Origin of the sequence: Streptomyces sp. NRRL S-495, assembly GCF_000966955.1 — a bacterium.
In the GTDB taxonomy this organism is placed as follows: domain Bacteria; phylum Actinomycetota; class Actinomycetes; order Streptomycetales; family Streptomycetaceae; genus Kitasatospora; species Kitasatospora purpeofusca.
In genome coordinates, this window is sequence record NZ_JZWY01000135.1 from 25,362 (window position 1) to 39,362 (window position 14,001).

A 14,001-nucleotide genomic window follows, 5' to 3' on the forward strand; every position below is an offset into this window, starting at 1 on the left:
CGTCGGGACGCCCCGCGCCGCACCGGTTCGGCCCGGCGGCGCGGCACCACCATGACAGTCTTTTTTGACTCGGTCAATTCTTCAGCCCGGTACATCTTTGATCCTGGTACAGTCACTCCATGACGAGAATCGCGATCGGGACCGACGGGGGCGGGACCGACGGCGCCGGGATGGGCCTGCGGGAGCGCAAGAAGCGGCAGACCGCGATCCGGATCTGGCAGACCGCCATCACCCTGTTCGCCGAACGCGGCTTCGACGAGGTCTCGGTGGCCGAGATCGCCGCCGCCGCCGAGGTGTCCAAGATGACCGTCTTCAACTACTTCGCGACCAAGGAGGACCTCGTCCTCGGGCCGATGGAGCAGCACATCGGCGAGCCCGCCCGGGTGGTGCGCGAGGCGGCCCCGGACGTCCCGGCGGTCACCGCGCTGCACGCCCACTACGTCGCCGCGCTCGCCGCGTTCGACCCGGCGACCGGCCTGAGCGACCAGCAGCAGGTGATCGACGTGGTCCGGCTGATCCACCGCACCCCGGTGCTGGCACTGCGGGCGTACGCCGGCTTCGACGCGGGCGCCCGGGCTGCGCTCACCGCCGAACTGCTCGCCCGGGACCCGGAGCACGACCCGCTGACCGCCCGGGTCGCCGCCGCCCAGCTGCTAGGCGCCCAGCTGACCCTGACGGAGGAGAACCAGCGCCGGATGATGGCCGGCGACCGGGCGGCGGACGTCCTGCCCGAGGCCCTGGCCGACGCCGACCGGGCCTTCGCCCTGGCCGGGCAGGGGCTCGGCGACTACGGCGCCACCCGGTCCTGAGCCTCGCCGCCGGACTCGGGAAGACCGGACTCTGCGAGAGTGGCCGCACCCACACCCTCCCGGAGGTGCCCATGGCCACCCGGCCGCTGCTGACGCGCGACCGCGCCCCGCTGCCCACCGAGACCGAGGGCCTCAACGCCCACGTCGGCGAGGACAGCGTCGCGGTGCTGGAGTTCGACCGCCCGCACCGGCGCAACGCCGTCACGCTGGCGATCTGGCAGGCCCTGCCGGAGGTGCTGAAGCGGCTGGCCGAGGAGCCGGGCGTGCGCGCGCTGCTGGTCACCGGCGCGGGCGGCACCTTCAGCGCCGGCGCCGACATCGACGAACTGGCCGGAGTCTACGGCGATCCGGACCGCGCCGACGCCTACCACGCGGTCAATGTCGCCGCCGAGGAGGCGCTGGCGGCGTTCCCGCACCCGACCCTCGCCGTGGTGCACGGCGCCTGCGTCGGCGGCGGCTGCCAGCTGGCGGTCGCCTGCGACCTGCGCTTCGTCGCCGAGGACGCCCGGCTCGGCATCACCCCGGCCAAGCTGGGCGTGGTCTATCCGGCGGTACCCACCCTGCGGCTGGCCCGGCTGGTGGGACCGGCCCGCGCCAAGTACCTGCTGTTCTCGGGCGAGTTGCTGTCCGCGCCGGAGGCGGCCGCGCTCGGGCTGGCCGAGCGCGTCCTGCCGGCCGCCGAACTGGACGGCGTGGCACTGGCGTTCGCCCGGATGCTGACCACCCGCTCGCCGCAGACCATCGGCGCGGTGAAGGCCGCGCTGGCGGTGCCGCCGGAGCGGGCGGCCGAGGCCCTCGCGCCCTGGGAGCGCCGTTCCCGCGAGGCCCCGGACGTCCGCGAGGGCCTCGCCGCCTTCCTCGAACGCCGCCCGCCCCGGTTCTGACCGACCGTCCGCCCCGGATCCGACCGCCCGGACGGGCTCCGGGGCGGAACGGGCCGAAGCGGAACCGGTCCGACGGATACGATCATGCGACCGATCCGCAGCCGCACCCGCACCCGCCTGGAGCACCACCCGACGACGGCCCGGGCCCGCCGGATCACCGACGGCCTGGAGCCGAAGAACGTCATCATCGCGATGCTGCTCCTGCTCGGCGGCCTCCGCTACGGCTGGACCGGCCTCGCCTGGGCGGCGTTCGCGGCCGTGTTCACCGCCGTGGTCCCGACCCTGTTCATCCACTACGGCATGCGCAGGGGCACCGTGGGCGACCGCCACGTCGGCCACCGGCAGCGGAGGCTGACGCTCTTCCCGCTGATCATGGCCTCGGTCGCGACCGGCCTGGTGGTGATGCTCGCCGCGGACGCCCCGCGCGACCTGACCGCGACGGTGGTGGCGATGCTCGCCTCACTGGTCCCGATCCTGGTGATCACCGTCTGGTGGAAGATCTCCGTGCACACCGCCGTGGCGAGCGGCGCGACGGTCTGCCTGGCCGTCGCGCTCTCGCCCTGGTGGCTGTTGCTCTACCCCCTGGTCGCGGCGATCGGCTGGTCCCGGGTGGTGCTGCGGGACCACACCACCGCGCAGACGGTCGCCGGCACGGTGGTGGGCGCCCTGTCGGCCGGGCTCACCTTCTGGGCCGCCCGCTGACCCCCCGCCCGGCCACCGGCGGTCAGCGGATCGGCAGCCCCGAGACGGCCCGGGCGATCACCAGCCGCTGGATCTCGCTGGTGCCCTCGAAGATCGAGTAGATCGCGCTGTCCCGGTGCATCCGCTCGACCGGGTACTCCCGGGTGAAGCCGTTGCCGCCGAGGATCTGCATCGCCTGCGCGGTGACCCACTTGGCGGTCTCGCCCGCGTAGAGCTTGGACATCGAGCCCTCGGCCGAGGTGAACGGCTGGTTGGTCGCGGCCATCCAGGAGGCCCGCCAGACCAGCAGCCTGGCCGCGTCGATCCGGGTCTTCATGTCGGCCAACTGGAAGGCGACGCCCTGGTTGTCGATGATCGGGCGGCCGAACTGCACCCGGGTCTTCGCGTAGTCCAGCGCCACCTCGTAGGCGGCCCGGGCGATCCCGATCGCCTGCGCGCCGACGGCCGGCCGGGAGGCCTCGAAGGTGGCCATCGCGGCGTTCCGCCCGGACTTGCGGACGCCCTCGCGGGCCCGGGCGAGGCGCTCGTCCAGCTTCTCCTTGCCGCCGAGCAGGCAGTGCCCGGGCAGCCGGACCGAGTCCAGCACCACCTCGGCGGTGTGCGAGGCCCGGATGCCGTGCTTCTTGAACTTCTGGCCCTGGCTCAGCCCCGGCGTCCCGGGCGGCACCACGAAGGACGCCTGCCCGCGCGCGCCGAGCGCCGGGTCGACGGTGGCCACCACCACGTGGACGGCGGCGATCCCGCCGTTGGTGGCCCAGGTCTTGGTGCCGTTCAGCACCCACTCGTCGGTGGCCTCCTCGTACACGGCCCGGGTGCGCAGCGCGGAGACGTCGGAGCCGGCGTCGGGCTCGGAGGAGCAGAACGCCGCCACCTTGACGTCGTCCGGGGTCCCGAACATCTGCGGCGCCCAGGTGCCGATCTGCTCGTCCGTGCCGTTGGCGAGGACCGCGACGGCGGCGAGGGTGGTGCCGACGATGGACAGGCCGATGCCCGCGTCGCCCCAGAACAGCTCCTCCATGGCGATCGGGATGCCGACGCCGGAGGGGTCGAAGTACTGCTGGGCGTAGAAGTCCAGCGAGTAGATGCCGAGCTTGGCGGCCTCCTGGATGATCGGCCAGGGGGTCTCCTCGCGCTCGTCCCACTCGGCGGCGGCGGGCCGCACCACGTCGGCGGCGAAGCCGTGCAGCCAGTCGCGGACGGCGATCTGGTCCGGGCCCGGGTCCAGGGAGAAGGTGCTCATGGGTGGGTGCCTCCGAAGAAGGGTGCGGCCGAGGGCGGGTGCGACCCAGGGCGGGTCGACCGAGGAAGGGTGCGTCCGAGGAAGGGGTGCGTTCGAGGATTCGACCGAAAGGTGCGACCGACCAGGGTGTTACCACCGGTAACATCGTCGGAGTCTGCTACTGCTTGGTAACCGGTGTCAACGCCGGTGCCGGAACACCCGGCACGGAAGCGAAGGAACAGCGCATGGACCCAGAGCCCCGCCGGGAGCAGTTGCTCAACGCCGCCGACCGGGTCATCCAGCGCGAGGGCCCGGGCGCGAGCATGAACGCCATCGCCGCCGAGGCCGGGATCACCAAGCCGATCCTCTACCGGCACTTCGGCGACCGGAACGGCCTGATCCGGGCCCTGACCGAACGCCACACCGGCGGGCTGCTGGCCGCCGTCCGGGCCGCGCTGGCCGAACCGCTGGAACGCCGCGACCGGGTCGAGCACGTCCTGGACACCTACCTCGCCGGGATCGAGTCCCGCCCCCAGGTCTACCGGCTGCTCACCCACCCCGAACCCGGCGACCCCAGCGGCGCGGGCAACGCGCTCGCCCCCGCCCTCCGGCAGATCGCCGAGGAGATCACCCGGGCCGTCGCCGGGCAGGTCGACCTCGGCGCCGACCGCGAACTGCTCGCCGAGGTCTGGGGCCGGGCGATCACCGGCATGGTGCTGGCGGCCGGCGACTGGTGGCTGGAGTCCCGCCCCTGCTCGCGCACCCGGATGGTCCAGGCGCTCGCCGACCTGCTCTGGGGGCGGCTCGCCGCCGCCGCCGACCTGCCGACCGCCGCCCTGCCCGCCGGACCGGCCCCGACCCCGGCCCCGACGACGGAGCCCTCGGACCGTCCCACCGGCTGACCGTCCGACCGACTGACCGACTGACCGGCCGCCAACAGCCTTTTACGGCAGCCGCGTTCCACTTCGGGTCCGCACCGCTCCCTTGTGCGGCGCGGGCCCGGCAGGCATCATCGGGCCCCACCCTCGCCCACCCCGGAGGTCCCGATGCGCCCGCCCCGCACCGCCGTTGCCCTCCTGATCGCCGCCGCCCTCGCCCTGCCCGCCGCTCCGGCCCGGGCCCATTCCCCGTCCCGCGCACCGGCGTTCCCCACCGGCACCGCCACCGCCCCGGACGGCCGCACCGACCTCACCGACACCGCCGGCCGCCGGCTCCAGCTGCGCGGCTTCAACCTCGACAAGTACGCCGAGGCCACCGAGCAGGACCTCGGGTCGATCGCCGCCCAGGGCTTCACCCTGGTCCGCCTGCCGGTCTCCTGGACCAGGCTGGAGCCGACCCGGGGCCGCCTCGACCCGGCCGAACTGCGGCGGCTGCACCGGCTCCTGGACGCGGCCGACCGCTCCGGCCTGCTCGTCCTGGTCGACCTCCACCAGGACGTCTACGGCCCGTACTTCGGCGGCGGGGACCGGGGCATCCCGCCCTGGGCCACCCGCGACGACGGCCTGCCGTTCGAGGCCGACCCCGACGACTGGTTCGCCGGTTACTTCCAGCCCGGCGTCCAGGCCGCCTTCCGGCACCTCTACGACGACGCCGACCTGCGCGCCTGGCAGGCCGACTTCTACACCCGGCTGGCCCGCGAACTGCGCGGCCACCGCTCGCTGCTGGGCTACGACCTGTTCAACGAGCCGTTCGGCCCGGTGGACGGCGACCCGGCCGACCCGGAGGTGCTCGCCCGCTCCGCCGCCGAGCTGGAACAGGGCCGGCTGGCCGCCATGTACCGGCGGCTGATCGCCGCCGTGCGCCGGGCCGACACCCGCGCCTGGCTGTTCGTCGAACCGACCGTCCTGGTCGGCCAGGGCGTCCCCACCCGGCTGCCCGGCTTCACCGACCCCCGCCCCGGCGCGCCCCGGCTCGGCTACGCGCCGCACTTCTACGACACCGCCGTCGAGTCCGGCGCCGACTGGGACCCGGCCGGCGGCTTCGTCGAGCGCTACACCGCCGCGATCACCGCCTACCCGACCGACCGCCGACTGCCGGTCCTGGTCGGCGAGTGGGGCCCGCCGAACTCCCGCACACCCGGCAACACCCTGCTGGTCCGCCGCCAGGTCGAGGCGATGGACGGCTTCGCGGGCGGCTGGACGATGTGGTACTGGTGCCGGGGCAACGGCGGCTACTGCGCGCTCGACCCGGCCGGCCGACCCGCCTCGGGCGAGGAGCCGGCCTTCGGCCCGTACCCGGTCGCGACCGCCGGCACGGGCGCCCGCACCGCCTCCGACGGCGCCCGGCACACCGTCCGCTGGAACGCCGACGGCACCGGCCGGAGCACCGAACTCGCCCTGCCGGCCGCCGCGTTCCCGACCGGCGTACGGGTCACCGCGCAGCCGTCCGGCGCCCTGGTCGAGGTCGAGCAGCCGAGCGGCGACCGGGCCGGCCGCGCCCGGATCCGGCTCCCGCACGCCCGCCCTGGCACGCCGGTCACCGTCGTCCTCGAACCCCGCTGAACCCCGGCCGCCACCCCACGTCGACCCGGCGGCCCGGCGGCGCGCACCGCGCCGCCGGGCCGGCGTCCGCACCGGGGACAGGCCCTACAGCAGCCCGCGCCGGGCCAGCAGCGGGGCGGTCTCCGGGTCGCGCCCGACCACCGCGCGGAAGGAGTCCAGCGCGTCCCGGCTGTCGCCGCGCGCCAGCAGCTCGCGCCGGAACACCTCGCCGCTCTCGCGCACGCTCCGCCCGCCGTCCTTGAACCACTCCACCGTGTCGGCGTCCAGGACCTCCGACCAGATGTACGCGTAGTAGCCCGCGCTGTACCCGCCCGCGAAGATGTGCCCGAAGTACGTGGTCCGGTAGCGCGGCGGGACCGCCGCCACCGCCAGCCCGGCCTTCGCCAGCGCCGCCGCCTCGAACTCCTCGGCGTCCGCCACCTCCTGGCCCTCCGGCAGGGTGTGCCAGGCCCAGTCCAGCAGCGCCGCCGCCAGGTACTCGACGGTCCGGAAGCCCTGCCCGAAGGACTCCGCCGCCTCGATCCGCCCGACCAGCTCGGCCGGCAGCGGCTCGCCGGTCGCGTGGTGCCGGGCGTAGTTGGCCAGGACCTCCGGCCACACCATCCACATCTCGTTGACCTGGGACGGGAACTCCACGAAGTCCCGCGGCACGGCGGTGCCCGCGAAGTACGGGAAGCGCACGTCCGAGAACAGCCCGTGCAGCGCGTGGCCGAACTCGTGGAACAGCGTCCGCACCTCGTCCCAGGACAGCAGCACCGGCTCACCGGGCGCCGGCTTGGCGATGTTCAGGTTGTTGTAGACCACCGGCCGCTGGCCCAACAGCCCGGACTGGGTGACCAGTTCGTCCATCCACGCACCGCCGCGCTTGGACGCCCGGGCGTGGAAGTCGCCGAGGAACAGGCCGAGCGCGGTGCCGTCCGCGTCGAACACCTCGAAGACCCGCACATCGGGGTGGTAGCCGACCAGGTCGGGACGCTCGGTGAAGCTCACCCCGTAGGCGAGGCCGGCGGCGAAGAAGACGCCGTCCCGCAGCACCCGCTCCAGCTCGAAGTACGGGCGCAGCGCCGCCGCGTCCACCTGGTACGAGGACTGCCGGACCTGCTCCGAGTAGTACGCCCAGTCGTGCGCGGCGATCTCCTCGACGCCGTCGGCGGCGGCGACCTTGGCCAGCTCGGCGGCCTCCCGGCGGGCGTTGGCCACGGCCGGCGGCACCAGCCGGGCGAGCAGCGCGTCCACCGCCTCCACGGTGCCGGCCGTCTCGTCGGCCACCACGTAGGCGGCGTGGGTGTCGTACCCGAGCAGACGGGCCCGCTCGGCGCGCAACGCGGACATCCGGATCGCCAGCGGGCCGTTGGTCCCGGCGGCCCGGCCGAGCGAGGCGGTGAGCAGCCGCTCGCGCACCGAGCGGTCGGTGAGCGAGGCGAGCTCGGTCTGGTTGGAGAAGTTCTTCAGGCTGAGCACATAACTGCCGTCGTGCCCGAGCGCGCGGCCGTTCTCGGCGGCCGCCGCGATCGCGTCCGGGGAGAGGCCGGCCAACTGCTCGGCGGAGTCCAGCACCAGCGCGCGGGCCTTCGAGTCGGCCGACACGTTCTGGCGGAACTCCGAGGCGGCGGTCGCCAGTTCGGCGTTGATTCCGCGCAGCCGGGCCTGCTGCTCGGCACCCAGCCGGGCCCCCGCCCGGACGAACGCGGTGTACCGGCGCTCCAGCAGCCGCAGCGACTCCGGGTCCAGGTCGAGTCCGGCGCGGCGGGCGTACAGCTCCTCGACCCGGGCGAACAGCGCGGCGTCCAGGTGGATCGCGTCCCGGTGCGCGGCCAGCCGGGGGCTGATCTCCGCGTCGATCCGGTCGACCTCGGGAGTGGTGTCGGCGGAGGAGTGGTTGTCGAAGACCCCGCGGACCCGGCGCAGCAGCGTCCCCGAGCGCTCCAGCGCGACCAGGGTGTTCTCAACGGTCGCCGGCGCCGGATCGGCGGTGATCGCGGCGATCTCGGCCAGCTGCTCGGCCATCCCGCGCTCGAAGGCGGGCAGGTAGTGCTCCGGCCGGATCTCGGCGAACGGCGGCAGTTCGTAGGCCAGGGTGCTGGCCTTGAAGAACGGGTTCTCGGTCATTCCGCCGACCTTACGCCGTGTCATCGGCGCTGCCTACGCCTCCTCCCGGCCACCGGCGCGCACGGGACGCGGGCGCCCCCCGGCCCGGCCGCCGACCGGCGCGGCTCCGGTTGTCGTACCCTCCCGCTACCGTCGGCACCGACCGGCCGTACGCCCCCGGACGGTCCCCGTCCGCACGAGAGGAGGAGCCCGTGGCACCCAGGATCGCCCTCGCCCCCGACCCGCACGGCCCCGGCGGCCGGCTCCAGCCGCTCGACGAGGCGGGCACCCCGCTCGGGCCGCCCGTCCCCGTGCCCGACCTCGCCGCCGCCGTCGCCGGGCGGGAGGCCGCCGAGCACCCGCGCTGGGTGTGGGCCGCCGCCGAGTCCGGCTACGACCCGCTGCTCCCCCGGCTGCCCGGCCGGCTCGCCCGCTGCCACGACCTGCGGCTGGTCGAGGCGCTGCTGCTCGCCCACGAGGGCCGGTTCGGCGCCCCGCGGTCGCTGGGCGCCGCCTGGGCCCGGCTGCGCGGCCTGCCGGTGCCCGCCGACCTGCCCGAGCCCGGCTCCGCGGAGGCCGACGACGGCCAGGACACGCTGTTCGCCCCCGACCGGCTCCAGCTGCCGCCCGGCACCGACCCGCTGGCCGCCGTGGTCGCCGTCCACGCCGAGCAGCAGCGCCGGCTGGCGGCGATCGAGGACCAGGAGGCCCGGGGCCGGTACCGGCTGCTGCTGGCCGCCGAGTCGGCGGGCGCGCTGTCCGCCGCCGAGATGGGCCATGACGGCCTGCCCTGGCGGACTGATGTGCACGACCGGCTGCTCACCGAGCTGCTCGGCCCCCGCCCGACCGTCGCCGGCGCGCAACCGCGGGTGCTCGCCGAGCTCGCGGCCGAGCTCCGGGAGGCGCTCGGCGGCCGCACCTTCAACCCCGACTCGCACGCCCAGGTGCTGCGCGCCTTCGCCGAGGCCGGCATCCAGCTCGGCTCCACCCGCTCCTGGGAGCTGAAACGGATCGACCACCCGGCGGCCCGGCTGCTGATCCGCTACAAGGAGCTGTCCCGGCTCCACGTGGCGCACGGCTGGGCCTGGCAGGACGCCTGGGTGCGCGACGGCCGGTTCCGCCCCGAGTACGTGGTCGGCGGCGTGGTCTCCGGCCGCTGGGCCAGCCGCGGCGGCGGCGCGCTGCAGATCCCGCGCATCCTGCGCCGCGCCGTGGTCGCCGACCCGGGCCGGCTGCTGGTCGTCGCCGACGCCGCCCAGCTGGAGCCGCGGGTCCTCGCCGCGCTCTCCCAGGACGCCGGGCTGGCCCGCACCGCGGCCGGCGGCGACCTGTACGAGGCGCTCGCCGCCTCCGCCTTCCAGGGCGACCGCGACAAGGCCAAGCTCGGCCTGCTCGGCGCCATGTACGGCCAGACCAGCGGCGACATCGGCCCGCTGCTGGCGACCCTGCGCACCCGCTACCCGGCCGCGATGGGCTACGTCGAGGCGGCCGCCCGCACCGGCGAGGACGGCGGCGTGGTGGCCTCCCGGCTGGGCCGTCCGTGCCCGCCCGCCTCGGCCGACTTCCTCGACCTGACCGAGGCGGGCGAGGCCGGCGGCGAGGAGGGCGGACGCCGGGCCCGCTCCCGGGGCCGGTTCACCCGCAACTTCGTCATCCAGGCCAGTGCCGCCGACTGGGCGCTGGCGCTGCTGGCCGCGCTGCGCCGCCGGCTGGCCGAGCTCCCGGTGGCCTCGGCGGCGGACCGCCCGCACCTGGTGTTCTTCCAGCACGACGAGGTGATGGTGCACACCCCGGCCAATCTGGCGGACGAGGTGGCGGCGGCGGTCGACGCGGCGGCGGACGAGGCCCGCCGGCTGGTCTTCGGCGAGACCCCGGTCCGCTTCCCGCTGAGCACCGCCGTGGTGGAGTGCTACGCCGACGCCAAGTAGCCACCGTCGCCGCTGCCGTCGCCACCGGCATTGGCACTGGCACTGGCACTGGCACTCACAGCTTGCGGAAGCCGCGCGCCTCCTCGGCGGCGGCGACCACCTCGGCCAGCGCGGCCCCGGTCGAGGCGGTCACCGCGGCGGCGACCGCGCCCTCCACGAACGGCGCGTCGACCAGCACGACCCCGGGGCGGGGCTGGTCCTCCAGCACGGTCAGCGCCGTCAGCACCGAGCTCCCGAGGTCCGGCAGCACCACGGCCCCCGCCCCGGAGTCCGCCGCCGCCACGGCCCGGGCGATCAGCTCGTAGCTGCTGCCGAGCCCGCCGTCCTCGGTACCGGCGGCCACCACCACCCGCACCTCCGCCGAGGCCAGCTCCCCCAGCAGTTCCCTCAACCCCCCGGCCAGCGCGGCGCTGTGCGAGACCAGGACGATGCCCACGTGTCCACTCATGCCCCGACCCTAGAGCCGGTCGGGCGTCCGGCAGTTACTCCATTCGAGTGAGGCGGCCGGCGGCGGGCCGGATCCGGGACGCCGGCCGCCCGTCCGGCGTAGCGTCGGGTCAGCACCGTCGGCCGAGGGGAGCGCGTAAACCGTGAAGAAGCTCATCAACACCGCGGAGACCGTCCTGGAGGACGCGCTGGCCGGAGTGGCCGCCGCCCATCCGGAGCTGGCGGTGGACCTCGCCAACCGGGTGATCACCCGGGCGGTGCGCCCGCCTGCCCCCAAGGTGGCCCTGGTGTCCGGCGGCGGGTCCGGGCACGAGCCGCTGCACGGCGGCTTCGTCGGCCCCGGCATGCTCGACGCGGCCTGCCCCGGCGAGGTCTTCACCTCGCCCGTCCCGGACCAGGTGCTGGCCGCCGCCGAGGCCGTGGACTCCGGCGCAGGTGTGGTGTTCGTGGTCAAGAACTACACCGGCGACGTGATGAACTTCGAGCTCGCCGCGGAGCTGGCCGCCGAGCGGGGCATCGAGGTCCGCACCGTGCTGGTCAACGACGACGTCGCGGTCGAGGACTCCACCTGGACGGCCGGCCGGCGCGGCACCGGCGCGACGGTGGCGGTGGAGAAGATCGCGGGCGCGCTGGCCGAGCGCGGCGCGCCGCTGGACGCGGTGGCCGCCGTCGGCGAGCGGGTGAACGCGGCCTCCCGCTCGTTCGCGATCGCGCTGACCGGGGCGACCGTCCCGGCCGCGGGCCGGCCCGGCTTCGAGCTGGCCGAGGACGAGATCGAGGTCGGCGTCGGCATCCACGGTGAGCCGGGCCGCCGCCGGGAGAAGCTCCGCCCGGCCCGCGAACTGGTTGCCGAGGTGGTGTCGACGATCCTCACCGATCACCACCTGACCGCCGGGGACGAGGTGATCGCCCTGGTCAACGGGCTGGGCGGGACGCCGCTGCTGGAGCTGTACATCGTCTTCGGCGAGGTCGCCGCCCGGCTGGCCGAGCACGGCATCACGGTGGCCCGCAGCCTGGTCGGCAACTATGTGACCAGCCTGGACATGGCGGGCTTCTCGCTCACCCTCACCAAGGCCGACGCGCAGCTGCTGGAACTGTGGGACGCCCCGGTGGACACCCCGGCCCTCAAGCGCGCCTGAACCGCCCGGAACCGCCCGCCCCAGGACACCCCAGGACACCCCGGCCGAACGACCCGAAGGAGCCATCCGCATGGACGTCGACACCCGTCTCGCCGAGGACTGGGTCCGCGCGATCGCCGCGGCGGTCGAGCGGGAGCACGAGCGGCTCACCGAGCTGGACTCGGCGATCGGCGACGGCGACCACGGCAGCAATCTGCGACGCGGCTTCGCCGCCGTCCTGGCCACCCTGGACGGCTCGGACGGCCAGGACGGCCCGTCCGGCCCGGACGCGCCCGCGCCGGACGGCGGCCCCGGCGCACTGCTGACCAGGACCGGCAGCACCCTGATCTCCAAGGTCGGCGGCGCCTCCGGCCCGCTCTACGGCAAGGCCTTCCGCGCGATCGGCGCCGCACTGCCGCCGCCCGGACAGCCGTCCGCCGACGCGGCCGGGCTGGGCGAGGCACTGGCCGCCGGGCTGCGGGCGGTCCGGGACCTCGGCCGGGCCGCGCCGGGGGACAAGACCATCGTGGACGCCTGGACGCCCGCCCTGGACGCCTACCGCGAGGCGGTGGCCGCCGGGGCCGGACTGCCGGAGGCCGCCGCGGCGGCGGCCGGGGGCGCCGAACGGGGCGCCCTGGACACCGTGCCGCTCCAGGCCCGCAAGGGCCGCGCCTCCTACCTCGGCCCGCGCAGCATCGGCCACCAGGACCCCGGCGCCGCCTCCACCGCCCTGCTCTTCCGGGCCCTCGCCGACACCACCGCCGCCCGGACGGCCTGAAGACGGGCCCTAGGGCTGCACCGTCCAGTCCGGGTCGGTGCGGGTGACGAGCAGCAGCAGCGCGTCGTCCCGGAGTTCGCCCCCGGTGTGCGCCAACAGGTCGGCGTAGACCCGGCCGACGGCCGCCTCCAGCTCGGCGGCGGAGCGGGCCGCGCCGCGCACCAGCGGCCCGACCCGCTCCGCCAGCGGGTAGAACTCGCCGTTGTCCCGATGCCTGGCCTCGACCACGCCGTCGGTGCACAGCACCAGCACGTCCTCGATCCCGAACGCCTGGTCCCAGGTGCTCGGCTCGCCGAAGGCCAACCGGCCGAGGCCGAGCGGCACCCAGGGGTCGGGCGCGTCCAGCACGTGCGCCAGGCCGTCCTGGTCGACCCGGATCGGCGGGACGTGCCCGCACTGGAGCAACTCGACCACGCCGGGCCGGCGGAACTCGGCGAACAGCGCGGTGGTGAACTCGCCGTCCGGCACGTGCCGCTCCACGCTGGCCTCGATCCTGGCGGCCACCCCGGGCAGCCCGGCCTCGTCGTACGCGGCCTCGCGGAAGGCGCCGAGCACCACGGCGGCGGTCTGCACCGCGCCGAGCCCCTTGCCGCGCACGTCGCCGACCGCGACCCGGGTGCCGTGCGGGGTCTCCAGGACGGAGTAGAGGTCCCCGCCGATCTTGGAGGCGTCGGCGGCGGAGACGTACCGGACGGCGAGGCGCAGCGGCCCGACGACCGGGCCCGGCAGCCGCAGCAGGGCCCGCTGCGCGGCCTCCGCGACGGAGCTGACCGCGGCGAAGGCGGCGGCCCGGCGCATCCTGATCCTGGCGACCCAGGCGGAGAAGACGGTGAGCAGCAGATAGCTGATCATCGCGCCCCAGAGGAAGCGGGCGTCGTTGATGGTGTCGACCTCGTCGTAGTGGCTGAGGCCGAAGACGGCAAGCAGGCCGAGCCCGCAGACGCCGAGCAGTTCGAGCGGCCGCAGGGTGAGCGCGGCGATGCTGGGGACGACGGTCATCAGGGGGGCTAGGTAGCGGTCCCGGCCGGAGTAGAGGTCCGCCAGGCCGACCAGCAGGATCGCGAGCAGGGCGGGTGCGGCCCGGCGCCAGAACGGGATGTCGAGCAGGTCGACGGCGAGCAGCGCGCCGCGCCGCCGGGCCGGCGGCTGCCCGGCGCCGGTCGGATCGGACGGCGACTGGGCTCGACGGATCGGGAACACATATCGAACATAACGGACGATCAACCCGCCCACCCGCGCACCCCGGGCGCGGGCACTCCCCCGGACGCAGGCGCCGTCACTCCACGGACTGTGCCAAAAGGTACCAAAGCACCCGATTCGTCATACAGTGCGACGAAAGCGGATCACACAAGGGAGCCCTCACCGGTGTCCGGACACCGCAACACCCCCCACCTCTCCGCCCCCTCCGTCCGCCCCTCGGCCCGCCCCGCCCAGTGGCCCCGGATCCTCCTCGGCGGACTGCTGCTGTGGATCGCGACCGTCGCCGTCACCTTCCTCACCGGCAACAGCAACCTGGTGCCGACGATC

12 protein-coding genes are annotated in these 14,001 nt (G+C 75.3%); 8 read left to right on the top strand and 4 right to left on the bottom strand.

All coding sequences use genetic code 11. The annotated features are described in order from the left end of the window. Positions 1 to 119 precede the first annotated feature (119 nt). The 3 genes from VR45_RS09650 to VR45_RS09660 all read left to right on the top strand — a co-directional run bounded on the left by VR45_RS09650 (position 120) and on the right by VR45_RS09660 (position 2,395). Complete coding sequence (locus tag VR45_RS09650) at positions 120 to 809, top strand: TetR family transcriptional regulator (RefSeq protein WP_045939257.1); 690 nt, start codon at positions 120 to 122, stop codon at positions 807 to 809. A gap of 71 nt (positions 810 to 880) precedes the next feature. After that, entirely contained in the window at positions 881 to 1,693 is an 813-nt protein-coding gene (locus VR45_RS09655; RefSeq protein ID WP_078896373.1) for an enoyl-CoA hydratase/isomerase family protein, read from the top strand. Positions 1,694 to 1,777: 84 nt separating this feature from the next. Next, a complete protein-coding gene (locus tag VR45_RS09660; protein WP_045939258.1) occupies positions 1,778 to 2,395 on the top strand; it encodes a hypothetical protein in 618 nt (205 codons plus the stop codon). A 22-nt stretch (positions 2,396 to 2,417) separates the two neighbouring features. On the opposite strand, the gene VR45_RS09665 is transcribed toward VR45_RS09660, so the two are convergent. Then, positions 2,418 to 3,635, bottom strand: coding sequence for an acyl-CoA dehydrogenase family protein (locus tag VR45_RS09665; protein WP_045939259.1), 1,218 nt, complete (start codon positions 3,633 to 3,635; stop codon positions 2,418 to 2,420). A 224-nt stretch (positions 3,636 to 3,859) separates the two neighbouring features. Between VR45_RS09665 and VR45_RS09670 the strand changes: the two genes are divergently transcribed. After that, positions 3,860 to 4,516, top strand: a complete 657-nt coding sequence (locus tag VR45_RS09670; RefSeq protein ID WP_045939260.1) for a TetR family transcriptional regulator — start codon at positions 3,860 to 3,862, stop codon at positions 4,514 to 4,516. Positions 4,517 to 4,660: 144 nt separating this feature from the next. Further along, positions 4,661 to 6,115, top strand: a complete 1,455-nt coding sequence (locus VR45_RS09675; RefSeq protein WP_045939261.1) for a cellulase family glycosylhydrolase — start codon at positions 4,661 to 4,663, stop codon at positions 6,113 to 6,115. 84 nt (positions 6,116 to 6,199) lie between these two features. Here VR45_RS09675 and VR45_RS09680 read toward each other — a convergent pair whose 3' ends face one another. Then, positions 6,200 to 8,224 carry a M3 family metallopeptidase gene (locus VR45_RS09680; protein WP_078896374.1) on the bottom strand — a complete coding sequence of 675 codons (2,025 nt, stop codon included), beginning with the start codon at positions 8,222 to 8,224 and terminating at the stop codon, positions 6,200 to 6,202. A 191-nt stretch (positions 8,225 to 8,415) separates the two neighbouring features. Here VR45_RS09680 and VR45_RS09685 point away from each other — a divergent pair, with 191 nt between their 5' ends. After that, a complete protein-coding gene (locus VR45_RS09685) occupies positions 8,416 to 10,131 on the top strand; it encodes a bifunctional 3'-5' exonuclease/DNA polymerase (RefSeq protein WP_053642498.1) in 1,716 nt (571 codons plus the stop codon). A 55-nt stretch (positions 10,132 to 10,186) separates the two neighbouring features. Here the strand turns inward: VR45_RS09685 and dhaM are convergent, their stop codons facing one another. After that, the gene (dhaM, locus tag VR45_RS09690) at positions 10,187 to 10,579 is read right to left on the bottom strand and encodes a dihydroxyacetone kinase phosphoryl donor subunit DhaM (protein WP_045939264.1); all 393 of its coding nucleotides are present in this window, start codon (positions 10,577 to 10,579) and stop codon (positions 10,187 to 10,189) included. A 142-nt stretch (positions 10,580 to 10,721) separates the two neighbouring features. Here dhaM and dhaK point away from each other — a divergent pair, with 142 nt between their 5' ends. Further along, a complete protein-coding gene (gene dhaK / locus VR45_RS09695) occupies positions 10,722 to 11,717 on the top strand; it encodes a dihydroxyacetone kinase subunit DhaK (protein ID WP_045939265.1) in 996 nt (331 codons plus the stop codon). Positions 11,718 to 11,787: 70 nt separating this feature from the next. Then, positions 11,788 to 12,474 (top strand): dihydroxyacetone kinase subunit DhaL, encoded by a 687-nt coding sequence (dhaL, locus tag VR45_RS09700; protein WP_045939266.1) that lies wholly within the window; start codon positions 11,788 to 11,790, stop codon positions 12,472 to 12,474. A gap of 9 nt (positions 12,475 to 12,483) precedes the next feature. Here the strand turns inward: dhaL and VR45_RS09705 are convergent, their stop codons facing one another. Beyond that, positions 12,484 to 13,674: a PP2C family protein-serine/threonine phosphatase gene (locus VR45_RS09705; protein WP_234325906.1), complete on the bottom strand. Its 1,191-nt coding sequence runs from the start codon at positions 13,672 to 13,674 to the stop codon at positions 12,484 to 12,486. Positions 13,675 to 14,001 lie beyond the last annotated feature (327 nt).

Bases quoted from the DNA above. Each gene is read 5' to 3' on its own strand.
- VR45_RS09650 (WP_045939257.1), top strand. From the start codon at position 120: ATGACGAGAATCGCGATCGGGACCGACGGGGGCGGGACCGACGGCGCC.
- VR45_RS09680 (WP_078896374.1), bottom strand. From the start codon at position 8,224: ATGACCGAGAACCCGTTCTTCAAGGCCAGCACCCTGGCCTACGAACTG.
- VR45_RS09660 (WP_045939258.1), top strand. From the start codon at position 1,778: ATGCGACCGATCCGCAGCCGCACCCGCACCCGCCTGGAGCACCACCCG.
- VR45_RS09665 (WP_045939259.1), bottom strand. From the start codon at position 3,635: ATGAGCACCTTCTCCCTGGACCCGGGCCCGGACCAGATCGCCGTCCGC.
- VR45_RS09655 (WP_078896373.1), top strand. From the start codon at position 881: ATGGCCACCCGGCCGCTGCTGACGCGCGACCGCGCCCCGCTGCCCACC.
- VR45_RS09670 (WP_045939260.1), top strand. From the start codon at position 3,860: ATGGACCCAGAGCCCCGCCGGGAGCAGTTGCTCAACGCCGCCGACCGG.
- VR45_RS09675 (WP_045939261.1), top strand. From the start codon at position 4,661: ATGCGCCCGCCCCGCACCGCCGTTGCCCTCCTGATCGCCGCCGCCCTC.
- dhaM (WP_045939264.1), bottom strand. From the start codon at position 10,579: ATGAGTGGACACGTGGGCATCGTCCTGGTCTCGCACAGCGCCGCGCTG.
- dhaL (WP_045939266.1), top strand. From the start codon at position 11,788: ATGGACGTCGACACCCGTCTCGCCGAGGACTGGGTCCGCGCGATCGCC.